The organism is Pseudomonas soli (assembly GCF_900110655.1).
Classification (GTDB): Bacteria; Pseudomonadota; Gammaproteobacteria; order Pseudomonadales; family Pseudomonadaceae; genus Aquipseudomonas; species Aquipseudomonas soli.
In genome coordinates this window covers 113,045-124,598 of sequence record NZ_FOEQ01000013.1, presented here as the reverse complement: position 1 = coordinate 124,598, position 11,554 = coordinate 113,045, and the positions used below count along the sequence as shown (strand labels likewise).

The following is an 11,554-nucleotide window of genomic DNA, read 5'->3' as shown; positions in this document are numbered from 1 at the left end:
TTGAGCACGATTCTTGAACCAGGGCAGATCGAAGCGTCGGCGGTAATGCCGCCGTTCTTGCATCTGCCGCCCACCAACTTGTTCGCAGTGCGGGCCGAGCGCCTGGAGCACCTGGCCGAGGGCAATGCCCTTGGTGAGTACCTGCGTCTGGTCGCGCGGCTGTGCCGGATCCAGCAGCAGCTTGTGGATAACCCGCCCGGTGGCTTGCCGGTGGCCGAGGAGCGTCAGCGCCTTTGCGTAAGTCATGGCCTGCCACCCCTGGCAGCGGACGGCCTGGTGCGCGAAAGGCAGTGGCTGGTGTGGCTGCAAGCGCTGCTCGATCGCTGCGAGCCGGCGCCCGAAGGGCCACTGGCAGCGGCGCTGGGCAGCCTGCGCGAGAGTGGTGACGAGCAGCGCAAGGGCTGGGCCGTCGCGCTGCTCGGTGGCCAGTACGACGCCGTACCGGCGGCCTTGGTGCCCTTCTTGGGCGCGGCGTTGCAGGCCGCCTGGTCGAGCTGGTTGCTGGCGCTGCCAGAGCCTGAGCTCAAGCCTGGTGGCAGCCTGGCCCAGTGCCCGGCCTGCGGCTCGCCGGCCATGGCCGGTGTGGTGCGCAATCGTGGCAAGCACAACGGCCTGCGCTACCTGGCCTGTTCGCTGTGTGCCTGCGAATGGCATGTGGTGCGGGTCAAGTGCGTGTACTGCGAGTCGAGCAAGGACCTGCGCTACAGCAGCCTCGAGGATGACCGCCATGCACCGGGAAAGGCACCGCTACGCGCCGAGTGCTGTCCGGGGTGCCAGGGCTACCTGAAGCAGAGCTACCTGGAGAACGACGCGGCGGCCGAGCCGTTGGCCGATGACCTGGCGAGCCTGGCGCTGGACATGCGGCTGGACGAGGAGGGCTTCCATCGGCTGGCGCCGAACCTTATGTTGGCACCGGGTGGTGGGTGAGTGTCTACACTTCGCTATCGAGTTGCCCCCATCGCCGGCAAGCCGGCTCCCACAGGTACAGCGCAAGCCTCGAGTCTGGCGCTGGAGCTGTGGGAGCTGGCTTGCCAGCGATAGGGCCCGAACAGACAACGGATCAGTCACAGGTAGTACCGCATGTCTCCAAGCCCCGCCAGCGACACCCCACGCTTGCCCTCCATCGACACCCTGCTGCGCCATCCGGCCTGCCAGCCGCTGCTCGACCGTCATGGCCGCGACGCTACCCTGGCCACCCTGCGCCAGCTCCTCGACGACTTGCGCGAACCGGCTCGTCTGGGTCAGCTTGGTGCCGTGGAACTGAGCGCCGACGTCCTGCTCGGCCGCACGGGCGAGCGCCTGGCCATCCAGCAACGCAGCCAGGTGCGCCGGGTCTTCAACCTCACCGGCACGGTACTGCACACCAACCTCGGCCGCGCCTTGCTGCCGGAGGAGGCGGTGGAGGCGATGCAGGTCGCTGCCCGCTATCCGCTGAACCTAGAGTTCGACCTGGCCACCGGCAAGCGGGGTGACCGCGACGACCTGATCGAAGGCCTGATCCGCGAGCTGACCGGCGCCGAAGCCGTCACCGTGGTCAACAACAATGCCGCCGCCGTGCTGCTGGCGCTCAACAGCCTGGGCGCACGCAAGGAGGGCATCATCTCCCGCGGCGAGCTGATCGAGATCGGCGGTGCGTTCCGCATCCCCGACATCATGGCCCGCGCCGGGGTCAAGCTGCACGAGATCGGCACCACCAACCGCACCCACGCCCGCGACTACGAAGGCGCGATCAACCCGCGTACCGGCCTGCTGATGCGTGTGCATTGCAGCAACTACAGCATCCAGGGCTTCACCACCCAGGTACCCACCGCCGAGCTGGCGCGCATCGCCCACGACCATCAGTTGCCGCTGCTCGAAGACCTGGGCAGCGGCAGCCTGCTCGACCTGACCCGCTGGGGCCTGCCGGCCGAGCCGACGGTGCGCCAGGCGCTGGCCGACGGCGCCGACATCGTCACCTTCAGCGGCGACAAGCTGCTGGGGGGGCCGCAGGCGGGGATCATCGTCGGGCGCAAGGAACTGATCGCGAAGATCAAGAAGAACCCGCTCAAGCGTGCCCTGCGGGTCGACAAGATTACCCTTGCCGCGTTGGAGGCGGTGCTGCAGCTCTATCGCAACCCCGATCGCCTGGCTGACCGCCTGCCCAGCCTGCGCCTGCTGACCCGTGCGCAAGCCGAGATCGCCGCCCAGGCCGAGCGTCTGGCGCCTGAGTTGGCTGCTCGTCTCGGCGCGCAATGGGTGGTGAGCGTCGAGCCGGCCCTGGGCATGATCGGCAGCGGCAGCCAGCCGGTGGCGCGGCTGCCCAGCGCGGCGCTGTGCCTGCGCCCGCAGGTGTCGAAGAAACTGCGCGGGCGTAGCTTGCATGTGCTGGAGCGCGCGTTGCGCGACCTGCCGGTGCCGGTGCTCGGGCGTATCGACGACGATGCCCTGTGGCTCGACCTGTGCCAGCTGGACGACGAGGCCCAGTGGCTGGCGCAACTGCCGGCGTTGCAACTGGGGCCGGTGCAGTGATTGTCGGGACTGCCGGCCACATCGACCATGGCAAGACCGCGCTGCTCCAGGCCCTGACCGGCCAGGCCGGCGACACCCGCCGGGAGGAGCGCGACCGGGGCATGACCATCGACCTCGGTTATCGCTACGCGGCGCTGACGGAAGGAGCGCCGCTGACCGGTTTCATCGATGTGCCGGGCCACGAGCGGTTTATCCACAACATGCTGGCCGGTGCCCATGGCATCGACCTGGTACTGCTGGTGGTAGCTGCTGACGATGGGGTGATGCCACAGACCCGTGAGCACCTCTCGATCATCGAGTTGCTGGGCATTCCCCAGGCGTTGGTGGTGATCAGCAAGTGCGACCGGGTCGAGCCGTCGCGGTTGAGCGAAGTCCGGGCCCAGGTCACCGAACTGCTCGCGCCCGGCCCCTTCGCCGGGGCTAGGCAGTTTGCGGTTTCGAGCCTGTCCGGCGAGGGGATCGACGCCCTGCGCGAGGCTTTGCTGGCGGCTGAAGCGCATGTTCGCCAGCGCAGCGTGCGTGGCGGTTTCCGCCTGGCGGTAGACCGGGCTTTCGCGGTTTCCGGAGCGGGAGTTGTGGTCACCGGCACGGCGCTGGCCGGGCAGGTCAGCGTCGGTGATACCTTGCTGCTGGGCAAGGCCGGCAAAGCGGTGCGGGTGCGTGGCCTGCATGCCCAGAACCAGGCGGCCCTGGTCGCCGCAGCCGGGCAGCGGGTGGCCTTGAACATCAGCGCGGAAAAGCTTTCGGCCGAGCAGGTGCATCGTGGCGACTGGCTTGTGCCGCAGTGGCTGCATGCGCCCAGCGTGCGGGTCGATATCGACTTCACCCTGCTGCCGGGCGAAACCCGCACCTTCGAGCATTTCAGCGCGGTGCACGTGCACCTGGGCACCCAGGATGTCACCGCCCGGGTTGCCTTGCTCGAAGGTGAACGGCTCGCCGCCGGCCAGCGCATGTTCGCCCAGTTGCTGCTCAATGCCCCGCTGCAGGCGGTGCATGGGGATCGCCTGGTACTGCGTGACCAACGCGCCCAGTGCACGCTGGGTGGTGGGCGTGTGCTCGACCCGTTCGCCCCGAGTCGGCAACGGCGCAGCGAGGCGCGCTTGCGTCAGTTGCAGGTGCTGCGCGAAGCCGACAATCTCGAGCAAGCGCTGTCGGCCCTGCTCGAGGCGGCCCCCGGCGGTCTCGAGCCCCGGCGTCTGGAGCGCCAGTTCAACCGCCTGCGCGAGACCTGGCAGTTGCCGGATTCGGTGCTGGTGATTGCCACCCGTCAAGGTCAGCTGTTGTTCGATCGCTTACAGTGGCAGGCACTCAAGCGACAGGTGCTGGAGCGTCTGGCGCAGTTCCATGAGCAGGAACCTGACCAGCTTGGCCCGGACCGGGATCGCTTGCGCCGCTTTACCGCCTTGCCATTGGAGCGCCCCGCGTTTGTCAGCTTGCTGGATGAGTTGCTGGGCGCAGGTGCGATCAGCAGCAGTGGCCCATGGCTGCACCTGCCGGACCACCGGGTCCAGTTGAGCGACGCGGACAACGCGTTGTGGGAGCGGCTGTTGCCGCGCCTGTTGGCAGGTGAGTTCGACCCGCCCTGGGTAAGGACCCTGGCCGGCGAGGAGGGCTGCGAAGAGGCTGATGTCCGGCTGTTGTTGCGCAAGCTGGCCCGATTGGGCGTTGTGCATCAGGTGGTGCGTGACCTGTTCTACCCGGAGACGACGCTCAGGCGCATGGCAGAGCTGCTGTTGCGCCAGGCCGCGACATCGCCGATAGTGCAGGTCGCGGCGTTTCGCGATGGTTTGGCCATCGGTCGCAAGCGCAGTGTGCAGATTCTCGAGTATTTCGACCGCGTTGGCTTGACCCGACGAGTTGGCGACCTGCGTCATATTCGCGTCGACAGCGCCCTGGCCCAACCGCAACACGGGCCCTGATTTCAAGGAAGGCAATCGCGCCCGGTGGCGCGGCCGGGCTTCAAACCCGGTTGGGGACGGCAGCCGTTCCCGGGCAGGTTCGACTCCCGCTGCCTTCCGCCACTTTTCCAGATGCTGAAACCATCGCGGGGCAAGCCCGCTCCCACGGATTTGTGGGAGCGGGCTTGCCCCGCGATGGCGAACGGAAGATCTGCGAGTCAGGCGCGCTCGCCGCACAGGTCCAGCGCGAACCAGTGCTCCGCCGCCTGTACATCCAGCCCCGAGCCCAGCAACGCGAACAGCTTGCCCAGCGCCGCCTCGCGGGTCATGCCGCCGCCACTGACCAGCCCGGTGTCGCGCAGGCGGCTGCCGGCGGCGTAGGTGTCGAACACCACCGAGCCTTCCGGGCACTGGCTGATGGCAACGATCATCACGCCACCCTGGCGGGCGTCGTGCAGCGCGTCGAGCAGCGCCTGGTCATCCGACGGGCCGGTGCCGCTGCCGTAGCACTCCAGCACCAGGCCCTGGATGCCGCTGTCGAACAGGCCGCGCAGGTGTTCGGCCGCAAGGCCCGGGAACACCGGCATGACCGCCAGCTTGACCGGCTGGCGTGGCTGGCGGTAGTCCAGGCGGGTTGGCAGTTCCGCGGCACGCTCGCCATCACGATGGCGCGGCAGCACGGTGAAGGCGTCGAACGCCTCGCTGCGCAGTTTCGAGGCGCGGCAGCCGTGCAGCAACTGGCCATGGAAATACAGCTGCACGCCGTCTTCCAGCCCGTTTTCGAACAGATTGAGCGCGCCGACCAGGTTGGCCCAGGCATCGCTGTCCGGCGCGCCGGCCGGCAGCATCGAGCCGGTAAGCAGCACCGGCACCGGCAGGCCCAGCAGCAGGAACGACAGGGCAGCGGCGCTGTACGCCAGGGTGTCGGTGCCATGCAGCACCAGCACGCCGTCATGCCCGTCGCGTTCGACCGCCTCGACGATGGCATCGCGCATCGCCAGCCAGTTGGCCTGTTGCATGTTGGCGCTGTCGATCAGCGGATTGAGTTCACGCAGCGCCCATTGCACCTTGGGCGCATCGCCGCAGGCGGCAAAGTGTTCGCGCATGCGCGCTTCGAAGCCACCGGCCGGCGCGAGGCCTTCGGCGGTCTGCAGCATGCCGATGGTGCCACCGGTGTATAGGACAAGCAGATTCTTGACTGCACGCATGGAAGTATTCCGTAGCGATGTAGCGAAAGAAAGAGACAACCGCCCCGGGCGGGGCGGTTGTGGCAGGGCAGGGTATCAGTGCTGCGCTGACGCCGGGGCGGCGGCTTTGTCAGCGGCTGTTTCAGCCTGCGGGTTGGCCGGCCAGGCGGCGCGGTCCAGGTCCAGGTCGGCGAACTTGCTGGAGTCGAACACCGGCTGCTTGATGCCCGCCTTGCGTTGTGCGTCGTAGTCGCGCATCACGCGCAGGCCGACCTTGAACAGCATGGCCAGGGCGATCAGGTTGACGAAGGCCAGGCAGGTCATGGTGATGTCGGCGAAGGCGAACACGGTCGACAGGTCCTGGGTCGAACCCCACACCACCAGCGCCAGCACCAGGCCACGGAAGGTCATCAGCACGGCACGGTTGCGGCTGAGGAACTGCAGGCTGTTCTCGCCCAGGTAGTAGTTGTAGAGAATGCAGGTGAAGACGAACAGCGACAGCGCGACGCTGACGAAGATGCGGCCCCAGTCACCGACCACGGCGGCCAGCGAGTTCTGGGTCAGGACGATGCCGTCACCTTCGAAGCCCGGGGTGTAGAAGCCCGACAGCAGGATCAGCAGCGCGGTGCAGGTGCAGATCACGAAGGTGTCGAGGAACACGCTGAAGGCCTGGACCACGCCCTGGGCGCCCGGGTGCTTCACGGCAGCCACGGCGGCCACGTTCGGTGCGCTGCCCAGGCCCGCTTCGTTGGCGAACACGCCACGCTTCACGCCCATGACGATGGCGCTGCCGAGCAGGCCGCCGAACGCCGGGTCGAGGCCGAAGGCGCTCTTGAAGATGGTTTCCAGCATGGCTGGCACGTGTTCGATCTGGGTGCCGATCACGTACAGGGTCACGCCGATGTAGGCCAGGGTCTTGACCGGTACCAGCAGGTCGGACACTGCGGCGATGCGCTTGATGCCGCCGATGAAGGTGATGGCCAGCAGCACGGCGAGGACGATGCCGGTCTGCTTGGGATCGAAGGCGAAGGCGTTCTGCAGCGAGTGGGTCACGGTGTACGACTGCAGGCCGATGAAGGCGAAGCCGTAGGTGACCAGCAGCAGGATCGAGAACACGATGGCCATGCTTTTCAGCTTCAGGCCGTGCTGGATGTAGTACGCCGGGCCGCCGCGGTACAGGCCGTCGCCGTCGGCGCGCTTGTAGACCTGGGCCAGGGTGCATTCGAAGAAGCTGCTGGACATGCCCACCAGTGCGGTGACCCACATCCAGAACACGGCGCCTGGGCCGCCGAGGGTCACGGCGATACCGACACCGGCGATGTTACCGGCGCCGACGCGGCCGGCGAGGCTCAGCATCAGGGCCTGGAACGAGCTCAGTTGGCCTGCCTGGCCGCGAAGGGATTCCTTGAAGACGCCGAACATGTGGCCGAAGTGACGGAACTGGACGAACCGCGAGCGGATGGTGAAGTAACCGCCGAGTCCGACGATCAGCACGATGAGGAGTTTCCCCGAAAGGAAATCGTTGAGTGCTTCGAGCATTGGAAAATGACCTCGATTCTTATTCTTCGCGTGGAAAGACCAGCGGACGGCAGGCGCACCGCTATTCATTGGGGGCGCATGGTTGGCCATGACAACTATGGTTACAATTTCGCGGGTTGCTCCATTTTGGTGCGAGTTGATGCTAGAATGACGCCACTCGCATCACCTGGACCCGCGTATCATGGGCGATCATTTCGCTATCAACCTCAAATTGGCCTGCAGCCATTACCGCTCTATCTCCGAGGTTTGCCGGCAGCTGTCGATCAACCGGGCGCAGTTCAACAAGTACCTGAGCGGCCAGAGCCGTCCGACGGCCTACAACCTAAAGCGCATCGGCGACTTCTTCGGTGTGGAGGACTACGAGCTGGGCCTGCCGCCCGAGCAGTTCGCCCGCCTGATCGGCGCACGCAACCAGCAGCAGCCTGTCGGCCCCCAGGACGACCCCATCAGCGAGCTGTTCAAGCCACTGCATAAAGAAGCCGGCAACCTCTCGCGCTATTGCGGCTACTACTTCGAATACTCCAACTGCATGTCGGTGCCCGGTTCGATCCTGGTGTCGCTGGTGCACCTGTGGGAGGAGCGCGGCAGTTTCCTGTTCGAGCGCCAGGAACGCCAGGAGCGCAGCAGCGGCCTCGACCGGCATGCCGAGGTGCGCTGCCGCTACCTGGGTGCGGCGTTCCAGCTGCAGGACCGGATGTTCCTGATCGACTACGAGTCGCTGACCCTCAACGAGATGAGCCAGACCGTGCTCATCCCCAGCTTCAAGAGCCGTATCAGCCGCCTGAACGGCCTCAAGACCGGGGTTTCCAGCGGTGACCGGCGCAACCCGGCCTGCACCCGCGTGGTGTGGGAATACCTGGGCGAGGAGATCAACCGCATCAACGCCTTCCGCCAGATCAAGCTTTACCGCCCGGACGATCCGCGCATCGACGACGATATCCGCGACCGCCTCAGTGCGGGGATGATCAGCAACGGGTTGTTCGAGATCGAGTGAATCAACGTTGATGGCGCATTGACTCGTGGGCGCCCGCAGAGCTAGTCGAGAATGAACGCCGCCACCGCGTCGGCCACCTGATCCGCCACCTGTGGCCGGTCACGCAGGTGCGCGGCGATGCCGTGGTCGCAGTCGGTGAGCATCAGGCATTCCACATGGGGCGCCGGCACCGAACGCAACAAGGCGTGGGTGACTTCCTCGGGGATCGGGCTGTAGCGCTCGACACCCGCCAGGCGCCGGGTGCCGGCAGAGGTCCCGGGGCCCTGGCCGTGCACCTTGGAGTTGAGCCCGTCATATTCGCCGATCACCAACAGTACCCGGCCCTGGAACTGGCGCAGGAAGGCATAGCTGTCGCAGTCGAGGAACGCATAAGGCTTGCGAATCGCTTCGCTGAAGGCTGGGCCGAAGGGGGCGACATGGGCCGCATCGGGATAGACCGCCGGGCAGATCAGCACCAGCTTGCGCACGTTGGGGCGCTGGGCGGCCAGCTTGAGGGCGATGGCGGCGCCCAGGCTGTGACCGACCAGGGTGTCGCTGCGCGCATCCAGATGCTGGTGGAAGCGCAGGGCTTCCTCCAGGTTGCTGGCCAACGACGCGTCCTTTGCACCAGGCTCGCTGGCCAGGCTGTGGCCGGAGAGGTTGCCGGTCAGCGAGCCGATCCCCTGCTGTTGCAGGCGATAGAGCAAAGGGTTCAGGCGGGTGAAATCGGAGCGGGCGCCGCCGACCACAAAGACAGTAGGGGCGCACTCATGTACCGGGAGCAGCAGGCGGGCCTGTTGCCGATAACCGTCGAAAGCCTCGTCGATAAAGCGTTCCGGGCCGGGAGCGGGTTCGTCGTATTGCCATCTGGCGCGCAGCGCGGTGTTCGACTCGGCATCCATGTTGATCTCCTTGAACAGGCCATGCGCAGTATAAGTAGCTGTCGGCAAAGGCGGAACACCCGTCCGATCGGCGCCAATCGGCACGCGGTGCGCGCCAGGCCTTGCCTGGGTTGGACTTCCCCTGTCGGAAACAGCAAAATGAACCCTTTCCTCCATCGACCAGACCGGACCTGTTGACTCTATGCGTATGCGCCTGATGCTGTTGGGTGGTGGCAATGCCCTCGGGCAAGCGCTGATTCGTCTCGGGGCCGAGGAAGATATCGCTTTCCTGGCGCCTCGCCCTCCGGAAAACGGCTGGGATCCGGCCAGCCTGACCCTGCTGCTCGACGAGCAGCGCCCGCACACCGTGATCAACCTGGCCTACTACTTCGACTGGTTCCAGGCCGAGTCGGTCAGCGAGCAACGCCTGGCCCAGCAGGAGCGGGCGGTGGAGCGGCTCGCCGAACTGTGCCAGCACCACGAGATGATCCTCGTGCAGCCGTCCAGCTATCGGGTGTTCGATGGTTCGCGCGCCACGGCCTACAGCGAGAAGGACGAGCCGGTGCCGCTCGGCCTGCGTGGCCAGGCGCTGTGGCGCATCGAGCAGAGTGTGCGCGCCACCTGCCCGCAGCATGTGCTGCTGCGTTTCGGCTGGCTGCTTGATGAAAGCCTCGATGGCGCGCTCGGGCGTTTCCTGACCCGTGCCGAGCAGCCCCAGGAACTGCTGCTGGCCGATGATCGCCGCGGCAACCCGACGCCGGTGGACGACGCCGCGCGGGTGATTCTCTCAGTGCTCAAGCAACTCGATTGCCAGGCGCCGCTGTGGGGTACCTACCACTACGCCGGCAACGAGGCCACCACGCCGTTGGTGCTCGGCCAGGCGATCCTCACCGAGGCCACCCAGTGGCGCAAGCTGGCCGTGCAGGCGCCTACCGCCCAGGCCCACGCCGCCCGCCCGGATGCCAGCGAGGAGCCGCAGCACGCGGTCCTGGCCTGCAAGAAGATCCTTCATACCTTCGGCATCAAGCCACGCGCCTGGCGCGCCGGCTTGCCGCCCCTACTGGACCGATTCTACCGACATGGCTGACGCCCCCATCCTGATCACCGGCGGTGCCGGCTTCATTGGCTCGCACCTGTGCGATGCGTTGCTGGAGAAAGGCTACGCGGTGCGTATCCTCGACGACCTGTCGACCGGCAAGCGCGACAACCTGCAGCTTGGCCACCCGCGCCTGGAACTGCTCGAGGGCGATGTCGCCGATGCCGCGCTGGTGGCCCGTGCCGCCGCTGGCTGCCAGGCGGTGGTGCACCTGGCAGCGGTGGCCTCGGTGCAGGCCTCGGTGGAAGACCCGGTGAAGACTCACCAGAGCAACTTCATCGGCACGCTGAACGTGTGCGAGGCGATGCGCCTGAACGGCATCCGCCGCGTGCTGTTCGCCTCCAGCGCGGCGGTGTACGGCAACAACGGCGAAGGCCAGTCGATTGCCGAAGATACCCCCAAGGCGCCGCTGACCCCCTACGCGGTGGACAAGCTGGCCAGCGAGCAGTACCTGGACTTCTACCGCCGCCAACACGGGTTGGAGCCGGTGGTGTTCCGCTTCTTCAACATCTTCGGGCCACGCCAGGACCCTTCATCGCCGTATTCCGGGGTGATCAGCATCTTCTGCGAGCGCGCCACCAGTGGCAAACCGATCACGGTGTTCGGTGATGGCGAGCAGACCCGCGACTTCCTGTTTGTCGGTGACCTGGTCCAGGTAATGGTGCAGGCGCTCGAGCAGCAGGCGGTGGAAGAGGGCGCGGTCAACATCGGCCTGAACCAGGCGACCTCGCTGAACCAGTTGCTCAAGGCGCTGGAACAGGTGGTGGGCGGTTTGCCTGCAATCAGCTACGGCCAGGCACGGTCGGGGGACATCCGCCATTCGCGAGCGGACAACTCGCGTTTGCTGGCACGTTTCGACTTCCCTGAGCCGACGCCGTTTGTCGAAGGCCTCGCCCGCTTGCTCGGCAAAGCTTGAGCCTCTCGCGGGGCTTGCCCCGCGATGATGTCACGAATGCCGGATCAGCTGTCGCCGGCAATCCTCCGGCCCCAGCACTCGCCCGTCCCGGGCCCGCACCTGCAACGTCTCCAGCCCCTGGCCGCGATCATCGACCAACTGCGAGCGTGACTCTCCTGACGTGAACAGGTACCGCTCCCCCCATTGGCGCAAGCCGATCACGATCGGAAACACCGAACGGCCCTTCTCCGTCAGCACATATTCCTTGTAGGCACTGCCATCGGATGCAGGCTGCTGTGCCAGTAGCCCGGCCTCCACCAGCAGTTTCAGGCGCGCAGCGAGGATGTTCTTCGCCAGCCCGAGGTTTTTCTGCAATTCGCTGAAACGGCACGGGCCATCGAAGGCATCGCGCAGAATCATCAGCGCCCAGCGATCGCCGAGCACCTCCAGGGCGCGGGCCACTGGGCATTGCTGGTTGTTCTCGTCGAGCATGAGGCGTTCCTTGGGGGTGATCTGGTTGCAGAATAAAACCATGTTTGCTAGAAATCCAGTTTCATGGTTTTAAATTGAAACCAGA

The 11,554-nt window shown here is 66.3% G+C and carries 10 protein-coding genes and 1 tRNA gene; 7 read left to right on the top strand and 4 right to left on the bottom strand.

Annotated features, from left to right (window positions below; all coding sequences use genetic code 11):
- From fdhE to BMY03_RS22550, 4 genes are all read left to right on the top strand, one after another.
- A complete protein-coding gene (gene fdhE, locus BMY03_RS22565) occupies positions 1–927 on the top strand; it encodes a formate dehydrogenase accessory protein FdhE (RefSeq protein ID WP_038707247.1) in 927 nt (308 codons plus the stop codon).
- 153 nt (positions 928–1,080) lie between these two features.
- Positions 1,081–2,508, top strand: coding sequence for an L-seryl-tRNA(Sec) selenium transferase (selA, locus tag BMY03_RS22560; protein ID WP_094012321.1), 1,428 nt, complete (start codon positions 1,081–1,083; stop codon positions 2,506–2,508).
- Positions 2,505–4,427 carry a selenocysteine-specific translation elongation factor gene (gene selB / locus BMY03_RS22555; protein ID WP_094012320.1) on the top strand — a complete coding sequence of 641 codons (1,923 nt, stop codon included), beginning with the start codon at positions 2,505–2,507 and terminating at the stop codon, positions 4,425–4,427. Before selA ends, selB begins: the two co-directional genes overlap by 4 nt.
- A 6-nt stretch (positions 4,428–4,433) precedes the next feature.
- Positions 4,434–4,529, top strand: a tRNA-Sec gene (locus BMY03_RS22550).
- A gap of 95 nt (positions 4,530–4,624) precedes the next feature.
- Here the strand turns inward: BMY03_RS22550 and BMY03_RS22545 are convergent.
- Together BMY03_RS22545 and BMY03_RS22540 are read right to left on the bottom strand one after the other, a co-directional pair.
- The gene (locus BMY03_RS22545; protein ID WP_038707250.1) at positions 4,625–5,614 is read right to left on the bottom strand and encodes an asparaginase; all 990 of its coding nucleotides are present in this window, start codon (positions 5,612–5,614) and stop codon (positions 4,625–4,627) included.
- Between the two features lie 75 nt (positions 5,615–5,689).
- Positions 5,690–7,132 (bottom strand): alanine/glycine:cation symporter family protein, encoded by a 1,443-nt coding sequence (locus BMY03_RS22540; RefSeq protein WP_094012319.1) that lies wholly within the window; start codon positions 7,130–7,132, stop codon positions 5,690–5,692.
- A gap of 181 nt (positions 7,133–7,313) precedes the next feature.
- Between BMY03_RS22540 and BMY03_RS22535 the strand changes: the two genes are divergently transcribed.
- Entirely contained in the window at positions 7,314–8,126 is an 813-nt protein-coding gene (locus tag BMY03_RS22535) for a helix-turn-helix domain-containing protein (RefSeq protein ID WP_023632678.1), read from the top strand.
- Between the two features lie 41 nt (positions 8,127–8,167).
- On the opposite strand, the gene BMY03_RS22530 is transcribed toward BMY03_RS22535, so the two are convergent.
- Positions 8,168–9,007, bottom strand: coding sequence for an alpha/beta hydrolase (locus tag BMY03_RS22530; RefSeq protein ID WP_094012318.1), 840 nt, complete (start codon positions 9,005–9,007; stop codon positions 8,168–8,170).
- Between the two features lie 181 nt (positions 9,008–9,188).
- Here BMY03_RS22530 and BMY03_RS22525 point away from each other — a divergent pair, with 181 nt between their 5' ends.
- On the top strand, positions 9,189–10,073 hold the full coding sequence (locus tag BMY03_RS22525; RefSeq protein WP_038707252.1) for a sugar nucleotide-binding protein: 885 nt from the start codon (positions 9,189–9,191) through the stop codon (positions 10,071–10,073).
- Positions 10,066–10,998, top strand: coding sequence for an NAD-dependent epimerase/dehydratase family protein (locus BMY03_RS22520; protein WP_094012317.1), 933 nt, complete (start codon positions 10,066–10,068; stop codon positions 10,996–10,998). The genes BMY03_RS22525 and BMY03_RS22520 overlap by 8 nt, the downstream gene beginning before the upstream one ends.
- A 30-nt stretch (positions 10,999–11,028) precedes the next feature.
- Here the strand turns inward: BMY03_RS22520 and BMY03_RS22515 are convergent, their stop codons facing one another.
- A complete protein-coding gene (locus tag BMY03_RS22515) occupies positions 11,029–11,469 on the bottom strand; it encodes a winged helix-turn-helix transcriptional regulator (RefSeq protein WP_094012316.1) in 441 nt (146 codons plus the stop codon).
- Positions 11,470–11,554: the final 85 nt, after the last annotated feature.